This window comes from Danxiaibacter flavus (assembly GCF_041060425.1).
Lineage (GTDB): Bacteria > Bacteroidota > Bacteroidia > Chitinophagales > Chitinophagaceae > Danxiaibacter > Danxiaibacter flavus.
In genome coordinates, this window is sequence record NZ_JAULBC010000002.1 from 736516 (window position 1) to 751845 (window position 15330).

Below are 15330 nucleotides of genomic sequence, written 5' to 3' on the forward strand. Positions count from 1 at the left end.
CAGTTTTTTATGAAAATACCGCTATAAAAAAATCCCCTTTTTTCAGGAGGGGATTTTTTCGTTTTATCGGTCGATTGATTTTGATTTCGATTGTTTATTTCTGTCTTTTTTTAAACTCTGCCTTTACTGCTTCCAGGTGATCAATGAATTTTTGAACATCGGAATCGTATCCATATTTCACGTCGCTTAACGGCTTCCCATCAAGATCGAGAAACATATACAATGGTTGTGCGTTAAAGCCAAAAGTCTGCTTTTCGTAATCAAGGTTTTTATCACCCACAGTTTCTATTAATTCGCCCTTACTGTTCTTATATTTTTCAGCATCGGTTAACTCTGTAGATTCGTCTACGTAAAGACTAATTAATACAAAATCTTCTTTCATTCTTTGCAATACTTCCGGATTTTTCCAGACCTGCTCTTCCATCTTACGGCAGTTAGCGCAGGAATGTCCTGTAAAATCAAGCATTACAGGCTTGTTCAGCGCTTTGGCAGCAGCCAGCCCTTCGTCAAGATCAAAGTATGCTGTCAGGCCAAATGGTACTTTCAACTTATCTGTAAGTTTAACCGGCGGCTTTGCCTGAGCGTCAGAAGATGAAGTTGCCTGAGCCCGAGCACTACCAATCTTATACTGCAATTCGTCCAGGTTAAAGCTTTGTGTTGAAGCCGGCGGAATCAATCCGCTTAATGGTTTTAACGGCGCTCCCCACAATCCCGGAACGAGATAAATTGCAAAAGTAAATGAGGCTATAGCAAAGAACAACCTTGTTACACTTACATGTTTTAAATCGCTGTCGTGAGAGAATTTGATCTTACCAAGCAAGTATAATGTAAGCAACAATGCAATGGCAATCCAGATGGCAAGGAATACATCCCTGTTTAATAACTGCCAGTGATAGATAAGATCTACATTGCTCAAAAACTTCAATGCCAGTGCCAGTTCAACAAACCCGAAAACAACTTTCACACTGTTAAGCCAACCGCCGCTTTTGGGTAATGACTGCATCACAGATGGGAACAACGCAAAAATGGTGAAAGGCAAAGCCAGGCCAACACCAAAGCCAAGCATTCCCAGTATAGGAGCTAAGGTAGTACCGCTTTGCGAAGTACTGCCTAACAATAATCCTACGATTGGACCTGTACAGGAGAACGAAACAATCACCAGCGTAAGTGCCATAAAGAATATACCTCTGAAACCTCCTTTACCTGCCTGCTGGTCCGATGAGTTGGCCCATTTACTGGGGAGTGCGAGCTCGTAAGCGCCCAGCAATGAAATACCAAACAATATAAAGATTGCAAAGAACAGCAGGTTTGTTACAGGATGTATAGAGAGCTTATACAATGCCTGGTCACCAAATATTTTGGTGATGATAATTGTAGGGATGGTGTAGATAAGAATAATGCTCAACGAATACCATGAGGCATTGCGGATCCCTTGTTGTTTGGTCTTGCTTCTTTTAAGAAAGAAACTTACTGTAACAGGTATTAAAGGGAACACACAAGGTGTGAACATAGCCACAAGGCCGGTAACAAAACACAACCAGAAAACGCTGCTGAGTGATTTTCCTTCAAGATCGTTGGTTGTGGCAGGTGTTGCTTTGGCAGCTGTAGCGGCGACCTTCACATTAAACTTCGCTTCGTCATTAGGAAATTCATCATTCTTTTTCGCCAGCCATGCAACACTTCCCTTCACAGTTGCACTGTCTTCAGCTTTTATGTGTAATGGATAACTAAATATCACGCTGTCCTCATAAAACCTGTATTCAGAGGCTGGATTTCCTGCATCTTTCGCTGTTTTTAAAACGCCCTTTTCTACTACAGTATCATTGTTTGCAGATAATGTAGAGGTAGTCGAATCAAACTGAACAGAAGACACAAATGCATCGTCTGGGTTGACTTTTTTAGTGGAAAAGAGTTGCGCACCTTTTTCAATTATCGCTTTAATGTTCAGGAAAACAACCGAATCGTTCGCCCGTTCTGTAGAAAAAGAAAACTGCACAGGTTTTGAACCATCCTGTGCAGCTACTATTTTAAAAATTCCTGTAAGAAGTACTAATACAAGTATAAATCGCTTCATGCCCAAAAATTAAAGATAAATACCAGCCCTCGTTAAAAACTTCAACAATTTGACCCGATAAACCAACTGTGCACGATTTACGATAAAGTGCCTTTCAGCATCTGTTGTCCCTAGTCAAGTTTTACGTCAAATGCTTTTTTAGTGGGCGGCAAACACTGGTGATCGTCACATACCATATATTCAACTGTGCCGCTGATATTTGTTTTTACAGCACTTTTCAGTTTTAATGTTTGTACAAATTCTACTTTGTTGGAGTAGTACAGCACATTTGTTTTAAAGTTCTCATCGTAAGTCTTTTCCAGCTTTCCATTTTCTTTTGCTTTTCCGTTTAAGGTAACCAACGGATTCGCTTTAAAATTAATGCTTGTAGGTACTGGCCCTTTGCCAGTGTTTTGAGAATATATATGCCAGGGCGACGGAATAGTTGCCGTTATCACCAGGTCATATTCGTTGGCTGTCTTTTTCTTAGCGGCGTAGCTCCACTGAACCGGGTCTTTAATTTGCGCCATTGCAGTAAGGCCGATGCAGCTTAAAATAAGAGAAAACAAATATTTCATAACGCTTGTAAAATTTTTTGACGCGACAGGATATCAATTCAAGCCAAGTATTCTGAAAATTTCCCTGCCGTCTAAATTGCTTAGTTCTTCAGAAGTAGCTCTTTCAGGATGCGGCATCATGCCAAAAACATTTCCTGCTTTGTTTTTTATACCGGCAATGCTTCTTATTGCACCGTTTGGATTGTAGATTTCATCAACAGTGCCATCCTCGTGCGTGTAACGGAAAATAACCTGTCCGTTGGCTTCCAGTTCATCCAGTGTTTTTTCATCTGCATAATAGCGTCCTTCACCATGTGCAACAGGAATTTTATATGCTTTCCCATTACCATTGCTAATGTGAACATTTTTACAGATAAATTGCTGGTTGGCATTTTGAAGTAAAACACCAGGCAATAAACCGCTTTCACATAAAATCTGGAACCCGTTGCAAACCCCCAATACTTTTCCTCCCCTGTTGGCAAAATCTATAACGCTCTGCATCATTGGGCTAAAACGGGCAATTGCGCCGCAACGCAGATAGTCACCATAAGAAAAACCACCTGGAAGGATAATGCAATCATCGGTAGAAAACATGCTAAGGTCTTTATCCTTATGCCAAAGCATAATCACTTCTTTATTAAGGTCATTCTGTAAGGCGTCGCGCATGTCTCTGTCGCAATTAGAACCGGGAAAAACAACAACTCCAAATTTCATTGTGCTAGTTTATTAGGTCACAAAAATAACCCGTAAGAGGTTAATATGTTTCTAATTTTTAAAAAGATGTGCAGATCGGAGGCTATATCAGGTTGAAAAACAGTTTTTACGACAGATACTCACCATCTGTCAAAACTTCTTATTAATTATTTTTTGAATAAATAAGGCATTTTCGGCGATGCCCTGGTGATGTTGTGTGATCATGGATTTAAAGCAACACTGGTGGGTGCGTCATTGGTCACTTCGTTCATTTATGAGTGTGACACTCACTTAAATATGAAAAAACATCTGAAGATCTTAATGCGTGAAGGTTCAGTTCCAATGCGACTTTGTGTGCCACACTTTTTTCGGTTTTAAACAAAAAGAGGGGTTGTTTGTATTAATGGCAGTTGTTTTGCCAGTATTAATTTGAAGCTGCGATGATCAGTTTTTTATTGACGCCATACCTTACCTTTTCATTTGCTGGCGACCTGGATCACATTGTTATTTAGAAGATTGTAGCCGGAAAAATAAACTTGTCATTCGCAGCGCTCAGATCAGTTGTTTTATTTCATCATCAAAAAAACAAAATATGAAAAAACAGATCTTAAACAGGCTTTTGTTGCTGTTTACAATACTTATACCGGTGATGTTTACATCGTGCGGCCCGAAGGATGCGGACATTAAAGCGAATGTTGAAAAAGCAATACAGGCTGATCCAATGGCCAGCATGGGAACACTGACCGTTGATGTAATGAATGGGGTAGCAACAATAGGTGGCGAGTGTAAAGACGGAGAATGCAAGGCAAAGAGAGAAGAGATAGCAAAAGGTGTTAAGGGCGTTAAATCTGTAGTAAACAACAGTACTGTTATGGCGCCACCACCACCGCCGGTTCAGGCTCCCGTAACAATTTCTGCAGATGAGCCGCTATCTAAAAATGTAACTGATGCCATAAAAGATCATCCGGGAGTTGAGGCCAGCGTAAAGGATGGAGTAGTTACATTAACAGGCGAGATAAAAAGGGCCGACCTGCCGAAGCTCATGCAGAAATTAAGTGCACTTAAACCCAAAAAAATCGAAAATAAGCTAACCATTAAATAAACTCATATGGCACTTCAGGACAAATACAAAGAATTGCTTGATGCGGCTTCTTCTTCCGGTGTAGCCAATTTGCAGGCGCGGGAGCAGGATGGCGTTTTATATGTTGACGGAGATGCGCCCAGCGGAGCCGTAAAGGATCAGCTTTGGGACATTTATGGAAAGATCGATCCTGATTTCAGGGCGGGTGACCTGATATTAAATGTAAATGTAACCGGCGCAATTGATGGCGGCAAACTGAAGGTTGTAACAGAAAGCACTAACCTGAATATTAGAAAAGGTCCGGGTACCGATCAGCCAATTGCAGGAAAAGCTGCCCATGATGAAATTGTTACGTTGGTAAGCAAAGCCAACGATCAATGGTGGTTAATCCGCACCGATGGCGGCGCAGAAGGCTATGCTTATGCGCAATATCTTCAGCCAGTTTAGTTTGAGAAGATACACGAAGTTGAAATATAGTGTTCATTTTACAGAAAACCACGGATGAAAATTCTAAGGTCATCCGTGGTTACGCTATCAAAGCCCCATGCTTCCCGTCATTTCCCCCAATAGCTTACTTTCGCGCAAATTTTTGATCTGAAAATCTTCGTCTGAAATAATTCCGTACATATTCCAGATCATATTCTTACAGTAGTTGAACATGAGAAAGAGAGCGTTACTAATTGGCGTCTTAATCACTTGCTTTTATTTTTTGCGGGCACAAAAGCTTGTTAGCGGTTCCGTGAATGATTTTGAAACCAATGAGCCCCTGGAGGATGTTACAGTTATGCTCAAAAGTGGCGGCACACATAGCCATTCAGCACACGATGGTAATTTTTCCATCAAGGTTTCAAAGTTTCCTGACACTCTTATAATTAGTCATATTGGTTACGAACTGTTTAAAATACAGCTAAACGGCGAAAACAACAACCTGCATATCCTATTAAAAGAAATTGAAGTACAATTAGGACAGGTAACGGTAAATGGATCTCGTTCTGTCAGCGGACAAGTAATGAATGTTGATCTAAAAATGACACCAGTAAATTCTGCCCAGGACCTTCTTCGGAAAGTACCAGGTCTTTTTATAGCCCAGCACGCCGGCGGTGGTAAGGCGGAGCAGATTTTTCTCCGCGGATTTGATTGCGACCATGGCACAGATGTGCGTGTTACAGCAGATGGAATGCCTGTAAATATGGTATCTCATGCACATGGCCAGGGCTACGCTGATCTTCACTTTCTTATTCCTGAGACAATTAAAGACATAGATTTCGGAAAAGGCGGCTATTATGCGGATAAAGGGGATTTTTCAACAGCTGGTTATGTAAATATGTCAACGTATGACCGCCTGGATAACAACATGGTTAAAGTTGAAGCAGGGTCATTTAACACGCTTCGTACGGTGGGCATGTTTAATCTCATTGATAATAATAATCAACAACAAGCTGCTAAAACAAATGCATATATCGCTGGCGAATATAATTTCACCAATGGCCCTTTTGACGTAAAGCAAAACTTCAACAGATTAAATCTTTTCGGCAAATTCAATCACCAGATTAATGACCGGAGTTATGTAAGTTTTCAGGCATCTACGTTTAACTCAAACTGGAACGCATCTGGTCAGATTCCCGACCGTGCGGTTGAACAGAGTATTATTACACGATGGGGGTCTATTGATTCAACAGAAGGAGGCAACACCAGCAGAACAAACATCGCTCTGAAATATAAATACAGGATAAGTGACAGGGAAGACTGGCAAAGCTTTTTCTATTATTCAAAGTATACATTTAACCTCTACTCAAATTTTACTTTTTTCCTGAACGATCCGGTTAATGGAGATGAAATCAATCAAAAAGAAAGCAGGAATATTTATGGATTTGATCATAAATATTCTAAACGATCCTTTTTTGACAAAAGCGATCTTACATGGGAATCAGGTGTTGGCTTAAGAATGGATGATATCAATGATCTTGAACTAAATCACGTTTACCAAAGAGATTCGTTACTTCACAGAAGATCCTGGGGCAACGGCACAGAGACTAATCTATATGCCTACACGCAGGCGCAATGGCGTTCAGGCAAATGGATGATCAATCCGGCTTTACGTATTGACCATTTCATTTTTAATTACCATGACAAACTCAGCGGCTCACATATTACGCAGGGCGTTCAGGCCACAGCGCTAAGCCCGAAACTAAACTTCAGTTACACACCCAACCAACAACTCCAATGGTATATAAAAACAGGAATGAGTTTCCACTCAAATGATATGCGCGTTGTAATAGAACAAAATGGTTACAAAACACTTCCGTACTCCATCGGCGGAGATTTTGGGGCCATTATCAAACCAGGCTCCAAATTGGTTATTCAGCCCGCATTGTGGTATTTATACCTGCAACAGGAATTTGTATATGTAGGCGATGAGGCTACAGTGGAACCCTCCGGAAAAACGCAACGGGTGGGGATTGATGTAAGCATGCGCTATCAGCCGGTAAGTTGGTTATATCTTGACGCAGATGTAAATTATGCCCATGCAAGATATATGGGTGTAGAAAAAAGTGAGTCGTATGTTCCACTGGCTCCTAAGTTTACAAGTACCGGAGGCGTTTCGGTAAAATTGCCTGCCAATTTATCAGCCAATCTTCGTTACCGGTATATGCAGGACAGACCGGCCAATGAAGACAATACGCTTACTGCCAAAGGGTATTTTGTGAACGATCTTGCACTTGCTTATACACGAAAACATTGGGAAATGACGCTGCAGGTGCAAAACCTGTTTAATGTTGACTGGAAAGAAGCCCAGTTTGAAACCGTATCGAGATTAAAGAATGAATCAGTTCCTGTTGACGAAATCAACTTTACTCCGGGAACGCCGGTTTACTTTAAAGCAGGGATCAAAGTAAATTTTTAGTCCAGGCGCGGTTTGCTACCAAAAACCAAAGCCCTGATGTTTTCAGATAAACATCAAGGCTTTAATTCCTACCTTTTCCAGGTTTATTTACTTATCGTATGTCAAGTTCAAACATTTCAACATCTTCTATATAACCTTTCAGGTTGTCACCAACCACACATTCGCCAACACCCGCCGGAGTGCCGGTAAAAACCATATCACCAATGTTAATAGAGAAATACTGAGATATGTGGGAAATGATCTTATCAAATGAAAAGATCATTTCGGTGCTGCTCGCTCTCTGAACCTGTTCATCATTTAGATTCAAAGAAAAATTGAATGGCTTTTTGATATTCTCAGGCGTCATATCGATCCATTTGCCAATTACAGCAGAATTATCCCAGGCTTTAGCCTTTTCCCAGGGCAATCCTTTTTTCTTTAATTCATTCTGAACGTCCCTCGCCGTAAAATCAAGCCCCACCGTAATGGCATTGTAATACTTGTTGGCATGATGCTGCTGAATATACTTTCCATTTTTTGATATACGCAATACCAATTCAGCCTCATAATGAAGCTCATTCGAAAATTCCGGGTAATAAAATGGAGTATTCGACTGAAGCAATGCACTCTTCGGTTTAATAAAAATCACCGGCTCTTCGGGCACCTCGTTTTTCAATTCCTTAGCATGATCAGCATAATTTCTTCCTACGCAAAAAATCTTCATAGATATTGTGTTTAGTAATATTAACCAGGTAGCGCGAAAAATATTAATACTCGTCTCTCATATCAGTTCAGGTATCACTACTTGTGTTATATCATTTGCTAATTTAGGAAAACATTTCATTCCAGTTTAAATCACAGCGTAAGATTTTTAATATTTCTTTACATAGTCCGGAACGATAATACATTCTTAAAAGCTTAAACAAATTCGTGCTTGTTATATTGGTTCATGGTCCTTTCTATGCCCGTGGTTGCAAAGCTTTCAATAACCTCAACACATTTCTCAATCTTGCGGTTAACGAGTGGCACATCTTCGGGAAACCATTTTCCCAATACAAAATCAATTTGCATTCCCTTTGGGTAGTTGTTGCCTATCCCAAAGCGCAGCTTGGGGTATTTATCGGTTGCAACCGTTGCCTGTATATCACGCAGGCCGTTGTGGCCGCCATCGCTTCCCCCGGGCCTTATACGTATTTTAGATAAAGGCAAAGCCAATTCATCGACAATAGTGAGTGTATTTTCCAACGGCACTTTCTCTTTATCCATCCAGTACCGGAAAGCCTTTCCGCTTAGGTTCATATACGTAGTGGGCTTTATGCAGATAAAGATCTTGCCTTTCCATCTTACCTCTGCAACTTCCGCCAGTCTGTCGGTCCGGAATGCACCACCATGTTTTGCCACAAAAGCCTCTACTACATCAAAACCTATATTATGCCTGGTATGCGCATATTCTGCACCTATATTTCCCAACCCAACAATCAAAAACTTGCTCATATAAAACAAAGGGTTAAAAACAAAGCCCTGCACAAAGTACAGGGCTTTCATAGCTAATTATCTTAAAGATCCGCTTATTTTTTCTTTTCAGCGGCTGCTTCTTCCTGTTTCAACTGACGAGTCATCACGATTGAAGCGATAGGAATACGTGGAGAGTTTAAGATCTCCATGCCATCAGCTTTCACATCTTCAACGCGGATGTTGCCGTTCAATTCAAGCTCGGTAATATCTACTTCAATGCTTTCTTTCAGGTTTTTAGGTAAAGTTTTTACCTTCAGCGCTTTCATTTTGGTAATCAATTTACCACCAGCTTTAACACCAGCAGCGCTACCTGTAAATTTCAACGGTAAAGTAGCAATAACTGCCCTGTCTTCAACCAGCTCAAGCAGGTCTACGTGGATCAGTTCGTCACTTACTTTGTCAAATTGAAGATCTTTCAGAATACATCTGTAAGTTTTGCCATCTACCTGAACTTCCGCTATCTGAAAGTCTGGAGTATAAACCAATGGTTTAAAGGCTTTTTCGGAAGCGGAAAAATTAATTTCCTGGGCACCCCCGTAAATTACACCTGGCACTTGTTCCTGAGAGCGTATCTGGCGGGTGGCTTTTTTGCCAAATTCGGTCCTCAGTTGTCCTTCGATTGTAATTGATTTCATCGTTTTTATTTTAGAATTATTATGAACACTTGTTCTTGTTTGTCTAAAGTCCCTTGCTTCTTAACTGCGAGTGCATAAACAAACTGCTGATACTTTTATTTTCATAAGCGTTTCTGATCGCAATTGCAAAAAGATCGGCCACTGAAAGAACTTTTATTTTGGAGCTTTCCTGTTTGAGCGGAATTGTATCGCAAACCACCAATTCATCCAGAACGCTTCCCTCTATTGTTTTATATGCATTGCCACTTAAGATTGGATGCGTACATAAGGCCCTTACACTCTTTGCACCTTTATCCATTAATAAGCCGGCTGCTTTTGCCAGTGTTCCGCCCGTATCACATATGTCATCAATGAGCACTATATCTTTTCCAACCACATCTCCTATCACAACCATGCTTGCTATTTCATTTGCACGTTTGCGGTGCTTATCGCAGATCACCATTTCAGCATTAAAATAGCTGGCAATTTCCCTTACGCGATTTGTACTTCCCACGTCAGGGGCCGCAAAGGTAAGGTTTTCAAGCTGTAATTGCTCAATATAAGGGATAAAAATTGCAGAGCTGTCCAAATGATCCACCGGTATTTCGAAGAAAGCCTGAATTTGAGCTGCATGCAAATCCATGGTTATCACCCTGTTAGCACCGGCAGCTTCCAATAAAGTGGCTACCAGTTTAGAACCAATGGCTACACGCGGTTTATCTTTTCTATCCTGTCTTGAAAAGCCATAGTAGGGAATTACAGCGATTATTTTATAAGCACTTGCCCTTTTTGCGGCATCAATCATCAACAACAACTCCATCAAATTATCCATGGGCGCAAATGTGCTTTGCACCAGGAAAACATAATCTCCACGGATACTCTCAAGAAATATGGGTTGAAACTCTCCATCACTGAACTTCTGGACATTTACCTTGCCGAGTGAAGCGCCGAAGCAATTGGCTATTTTCTCAGCTAATTCGCGGGAGCCGGTACCAGAAAAAATTTTTACTGAAGGACTCATATTGAATAAAATATGCGGCGAAGATAAAGTCTTGCATTTATGTAATACAAGCAATTTTTTATTTTCATTAGTATTTTTTTTAACCTTGTGGATATATTATTAAAAACTTCTATTCCCGCATGAAAAATTCTGGCATAAAAGCCTGGGCTGTTGATGACAGACCCCGAGAAAAACTATTAGCAAACAGCCCTTCATCTCTCAGCAATTCAGAGCTTTTAGCTATTCTTATCAACAATGGAAACAAGGACAAAAGCGCAGTTGATCTTTCTAAAGAGTTATTAAAACAGGTGAATAATGATTTGCAGAAACTGGGCTCCCTTTCTGTAAAAGAAATTGTGCAATTAAAAATAAAAGGCATTGGGCAGGTTAAAGCAATTACTATAGCAGCAGCATTGGAATTAGGTGTAAGAAGAACAGTAGCTACTAATACGAAATTAGTTATTACCAAGAGCAGTGATGTCGCTAATTATTTTAAAGCGTTACTGCAATACAAGAAAATTGAGCTGTTTGCGGCTATCTTTCTCAACAATGCTAATAAAATTGAACACCATGAAATTATCAGCATAGGTGGCATTACTGGTACCGTTGCTGATCCTAGAATCATTATAAAGAAAGCGCTGGAGCACTATGCAACAAACATTATTATTTGCCATAATCATCCAAGCGGAAACATCAGACCAAGTGCCGCCGACAAACAACTCACACAAAAAATAAAAGAAGCTGCGATCTATTTCGACATCAAACTTCTTGATCACATTATTGTAGGTGAAGAAGGTTATTTCAGTTTTGCGGATGAAGGACTTATTTAATGTGCGAATGTGCAGATGTGCAAATGTGCAAATGTGCAGATGTGTAAATGTGCGAATGATCGAATAGCTTATTCTTACGTCAGACATGTAAGAATGGCGGTTACTTCATTTGCACATTCGCAAATTCGCACATTTACCAATTAAACAGTTTTAATATTCTCACCGTCCCAATGAATCACTTTCTTCTGGAAGTAACTTTCGTTGCAGGCCAGGCATGGGCCGGCAGCGCGGAAACCAAACTCAGGTGGCTCTATAACGGGAGTGCCATTGCGTACCGCATCAAAAAAGTTGGCGAAGTGAGCGTAATGTTCATCTTCGTCTTTGGGGGCAGAGTAGGTCACTGATGGCAGTTTGGGAATCTCCTGGTCTGCCTTGCTGTATTTTTTGTTATAGGCTTCAACAATTTGCTTTTGCATTGATTCGGGATATGTGCTTAATGCATCCCAACCTCCGTATCCCGGAGCCCTGGCCATTTTATTCTTTTTAATTGTAAAACCGTTATACCCCATTTCCATAACGCCTTCTGTTCCTGTGATGCGTGTATAGCCCGTATCTCCTTCGCCGCTAACAAAATTTACGCGCAATACAACCTGGAACGCGGAGTGCTCTTTGGTTTCAGGATATTCCAGCACTGCGGTCATCACATCAGGAACATCTCTCCCGTCTTTCCAATAAGTTAATCCACCAATAGAGTAAATGGATGACGGTCCCTTTGAATCGGTGATATAATGCAGCCCGGTAAGCAGGTGAACAAAGAGGTCGCCCGCGACGCCGGTTCCGAAATCACGGTAATTGCGCCACCAGAAGAATTTCTTTTCATCATAAGGTGTTTTGTTAGCTGCCAGTGCCTGGTACCTTTCCCAATCCACTGTTTTGGCAGAAGCATCCAAAGGAATTGTGTACTCCCATGCACCCAATGCGCTCTGCCTGTTAAAGACAGCTTCCACAGAGTTAATCTTTCCTATATCGCCAGCCTTGTACAGTTCTTTTGCCTTGGCAAACACCATACTGCTGATACGCTGGCTGCCGATTTGCATGGGCCTTTTTGTTTCCTTCTGTGCATTGATCACTTGCCAGCCTTGCTCAAACTTGTGCACGATAGGTTTTTCGCTATAAACGGCCTTGCCTTTATGTAATGCATCAATGGAAATGGTGCTGTGCCAGTTATCACTGGTTGCAACAATAACCGCATCAATATCTTTTCGATCGAGGATCTCTTTGTAATCTTTCGTAATAAAAATATTTTTTCCATACAGTTCCTGTGCCCTTTGCAACCTGCCGGAATACAGATCACAACACGCTACAAGCTCAACGCCGGGCACTTTAATGGCAGTTTGGGTGTCATTGTATCCCATGATTCCCATACCAATAGTTGCAATTCTTAATTTGTCGTTGGCCGCATACCTGCTTTTTGACTGCAGAACAATCCGTTCATGCCTTTCTCTTGCTGCAAGATCCTGCAAAGAACCCGCTCCAATAACAATTGCAGAGCTACCCAGTTGTTTTAAAAAGTTCCTTCTGTTGGATGACATGTTGGTAGGTTTTATCATTAGCGATTACAGCAGGGTAATATATACTTGAATTTAGCAAATACTTAATAACTGTAACTCAACTAAATATATTCTAACCACAGCAAATAACATTATTTTTTTAGCAAAATAATTTTTTATATCTTACTTTTGCAAGCTTTTAGAATCATGCCGTAACATGACGTTAACCGCCCCGTAAGGCGGCGGCGAGCTGCATGTGGGGTTGTACAAGGTAACAAAACACATGAAATAACCAAACAATTCAGGGTTAACAGTTTCGCCGGATTCTTTAGACGTCTGCACTGTTTTCTCTCTTTCTGCCAGGTTTTTCAACTATAGCTAAACAAATAGTAAACAGATGAAATTATCACAGTTTAAGTTCGATCTCCCTCTTAATCTTATTGCCCAAAACCCCACTAAACGCCGAGAAGACAGCCGAATGATGGTTGTTTACCGCAAAACCGGTAATATTGAAAACAAGCACTTTAAAGACATTCTCGATTATTTTGACGATAAAGACGTATTTGTTGTAAACAATACAAAGGTTTTCCCTGCACGTATGTACGGCAGGAAAGAAAAAACCGGAGCCAAAATCGAAGTGTTTTTACTGAGAGAACTAAATAAACCCAACCGCCTGTGGGATGTAATTGTTGATCCCGCAAGAAAAATCCGTGTGGGCAATAAATTATATTTTGGTGATAATGATGAGCTGGTTGCAGAAGTAATTGATAATACAACAAGCCGCGGACGTACCATTCGCTTTTTGTGGGATAATGATGATGAGAGCTTTAAAAAGATGTTGGAATTCCTCGGCGAAACGCCCCTTCCTAAATATATTAAACGTAAACCTGACGAAGAAGATAAAGAGCGCTACCAGACTGTTTATGCAAAATATGAGGGAGCTGTTGCAGCACCTACTGCAGGCTTACACTTTAGTAAAGAGCTCATTAAACGTTGCGAAATTAAAGGGATCCGTTTCGCTGAGTTGACCTTGCATACCGGCCTTGGCACCTTCCGTCCGATTGAAGTGGAAGACCTGAGCAAACACAAAATGGATGCTGAATACTATCGTATTGATGAGGAGGCTTGCAAAATCGTAAATAAAGCAAAAGAAACCGGTCACCGTATCTGCTCTATCGGCACTACTACGATGCGTGGCATGGAAAGCAGCTTCACTGCTCAGAAATTATTGAAGCCTAGCGAGGGATGGACAAACACGTTCATTCATCCTCCATACGACTTTAATGTGGCTGACAGCCTTGTAACCAACTTCCATTTACCAAAGACAAGCTTATTGATTATGACTTGCGCCTTTGCCGGTTACGACCTGGCAATGGAAGCTTACAAAAAAGCGATCAAAGATAAATACCGCTTCTTTACCTACGGAGATGCATTGCTGGTTCTCTAATTTGTGATTAACCCTTTTTATATATGGAGGCAGCCCTTGTGGCTGCCTTTTTAGCTGTCAGCAATGAGCTATCAGCTATCAGCAACAAGTCCACATCCAGAGGGTCGTCCATACTCTTATTCTCTTTATGATACGATCTTACTATTTTACTATCTTACACGTCTTACTGTCTTACACGTCTTACTGTCTTACATGTCTTACTATCTTACTTTCTTACTATCTTACTGTCTTAAAAAATCTCGCCAACATGAAAAAAATGCTTGTTATAGCCACTACTCTTTTTGCCATGAATAAACTAAAAGCGCAGGAAATTCCCTTATACAATACTGTTCCAAACACAAAGCCCAATTCTGTTAAGGAAAAATCAGAGATGGGGAAGGATGGAATTTTGAGGATCAGTAAGGTAACGGTGCCGACATTGACGGTGTTTAAACCAGCTAAACCTTCCCCAAAAAAGACAGCGGTTATTATCTGTCCGGGTGGAGGCTATGCCATTCTCGCATCAGGACATGAAGGAACAGACGTGGCCAAAGTATTTAATGAAATGGGTGTTACTGCATTTGTCTTGAAATACAGATTACCAGATGACTCAACGATGCAGAATAAAGAAATTGGTCCGCTACAGGATGCTCAAAGAGCCATACAACTTGTTCGCGAAAGAGCTGCTGAATGGAATATCGATCCAACACATATTGGTATTATGGGTTTTAGTGCAGGCGGACATCTTGCTTCCACCGCATCTACACACTTTACAAAAGCGGTAATTGATAATCCAAATAACACGTCGTTGCGCCCTGATTTCTCTATGCTGATTTATCCTGTTATCAGCTTTACCGATGAACTGGGACATATAGGTAGCCGCGATAATTTATTAGGCAAAAATGCTTCTAAAGAGAAGATCAAAGAATATTCCAACGAGCAGCAGGTAACAACGGAAACGCCTCCTGCTTTTCTCGTTCATGCGAGCGATGATGGAGGCGTTAACCCCATGAATAGCACGCGTTATTATGAAGCACTGCTCACCAATAAAATCCCGGCTGAACTGCACATATATGAAAAAGGCGGTCACGGTTTTGGCTTAAATAATAAAACCACCACCGATAAATGGATGGAGAGGGCGAAGAATTGGCTTACCTCGAACGGATTGCTTTAATTGACAATGGAAA

General features: G+C 40.9%; 14 protein-coding genes. 6 read left to right on the forward strand and 8 right to left on the reverse strand.

Going from position 1 to position 15330, the window contains the following annotated elements; all coding sequences use genetic code 11:
• Positions 1-94: 94 nt before the first annotated feature.
• From QTN47_RS08695 to purQ, 3 genes are all read right to left on the reverse strand, one after another.
• Complete coding sequence (locus QTN47_RS08695) at positions 95-2074, reverse strand: protein-disulfide reductase DsbD family protein (protein WP_369328961.1); 1980 nt, start codon at positions 2072-2074, stop codon at positions 95-97.
• 110 nt (positions 2075-2184) lie between these two features.
• The gene (locus QTN47_RS08700; RefSeq protein ID WP_369328962.1) at positions 2185-2631 is read right to left on the reverse strand and encodes a protein-disulfide reductase DsbD domain-containing protein; all 447 of its coding nucleotides are present in this window, start codon (positions 2629-2631) and stop codon (positions 2185-2187) included.
• A 33-nt stretch (positions 2632-2664) separates the two neighbouring features.
• Positions 2665-3324 carry a phosphoribosylformylglycinamidine synthase subunit PurQ gene (gene purQ, locus QTN47_RS08705; protein WP_369328963.1) on the reverse strand — a complete coding sequence of 220 codons (660 nt, stop codon included), beginning with the start codon at positions 3322-3324 and terminating at the stop codon, positions 2665-2667.
• Positions 3325-3895: 571 nt separating this feature from the next.
• Between purQ and QTN47_RS08710 the strand changes: the two genes are divergently transcribed.
• The 3 genes from QTN47_RS08710 to QTN47_RS08720 all read left to right on the forward strand — a co-directional run bounded on the left by QTN47_RS08710 (position 3896) and on the right by QTN47_RS08720 (position 7289).
• Positions 3896-4405, forward strand: coding sequence for a BON domain-containing protein (locus QTN47_RS08710; RefSeq protein ID WP_369328964.1), 510 nt, complete (start codon positions 3896-3898; stop codon positions 4403-4405).
• Between the two features lie 6 nt (positions 4406-4411).
• Positions 4412-4831, forward strand: a complete 420-nt coding sequence (locus QTN47_RS08715) for an SH3 domain-containing protein (protein ID WP_369328965.1) — start codon at positions 4412-4414, stop codon at positions 4829-4831.
• 211 nt (positions 4832-5042) lie between these two features.
• Entirely contained in the window at positions 5043-7289 is a 2247-nt protein-coding gene (locus QTN47_RS08720; protein ID WP_369328966.1) for a TonB-dependent receptor, read from the forward strand.
• Positions 7290-7380: 91 nt separating this feature from the next.
• Here QTN47_RS08720 and QTN47_RS08725 read toward each other — a convergent pair whose 3' ends face one another.
• The 4 genes from QTN47_RS08725 to QTN47_RS08740 all read right to left on the reverse strand — a co-directional run bounded on the left by QTN47_RS08725 (position 7381) and on the right by QTN47_RS08740 (position 10418).
• On the reverse strand, positions 7381-7992 hold the full coding sequence (locus QTN47_RS08725; protein WP_369328967.1) for a fumarylacetoacetate hydrolase family protein: 612 nt from the start codon (positions 7990-7992) through the stop codon (positions 7381-7383).
• 194 nt (positions 7993-8186) lie between these two features.
• Entirely contained in the window at positions 8187-8762 is a 576-nt protein-coding gene (pth, locus tag QTN47_RS08730; RefSeq protein ID WP_369328968.1) for an aminoacyl-tRNA hydrolase, read from the reverse strand.
• A 74-nt stretch (positions 8763-8836) separates the two neighbouring features.
• Positions 8837-9418 carry a 50S ribosomal protein L25 gene (locus tag QTN47_RS08735; protein WP_369328969.1) on the reverse strand — a complete coding sequence of 194 codons (582 nt, stop codon included), beginning with the start codon at positions 9416-9418 and terminating at the stop codon, positions 8837-8839.
• Positions 9419-9461: 43 nt separating this feature from the next.
• A complete protein-coding gene (locus tag QTN47_RS08740) occupies positions 9462-10418 on the reverse strand; it encodes a ribose-phosphate pyrophosphokinase (protein ID WP_369328970.1) in 957 nt (318 codons plus the stop codon).
• A gap of 119 nt (positions 10419-10537) precedes the next feature.
• Between QTN47_RS08740 and radC the strand changes: the two genes are divergently transcribed.
• A complete protein-coding gene (gene radC, locus QTN47_RS08745) occupies positions 10538-11227 on the forward strand; it encodes a RadC family protein (RefSeq protein WP_369328971.1) in 690 nt (229 codons plus the stop codon).
• Positions 11228-11367: 140 nt separating this feature from the next.
• On the opposite strand, the gene QTN47_RS08750 is transcribed toward radC, so the two are convergent.
• Complete coding sequence (locus tag QTN47_RS08750; protein ID WP_369328972.1) at positions 11368-12759, reverse strand: Gfo/Idh/MocA family protein; 1392 nt, start codon at positions 12757-12759, stop codon at positions 11368-11370.
• A 355-nt stretch (positions 12760-13114) separates the two neighbouring features.
• On the opposite strand from QTN47_RS08750, the gene queA reads away from it, so the two are divergent.
• Positions 13115-14164 (forward strand): tRNA preQ1(34) S-adenosylmethionine ribosyltransferase-isomerase QueA, encoded by a 1050-nt coding sequence (queA, locus tag QTN47_RS08755; RefSeq protein ID WP_369328973.1) that lies wholly within the window; start codon positions 13115-13117, stop codon positions 14162-14164.
• A 247-nt stretch (positions 14165-14411) separates the two neighbouring features.
• A complete protein-coding gene (locus QTN47_RS08760) occupies positions 14412-15317 on the forward strand; it encodes an alpha/beta hydrolase (RefSeq protein ID WP_369328974.1) in 906 nt (301 codons plus the stop codon).
• Positions 15318-15330 lie beyond the last annotated feature (13 nt).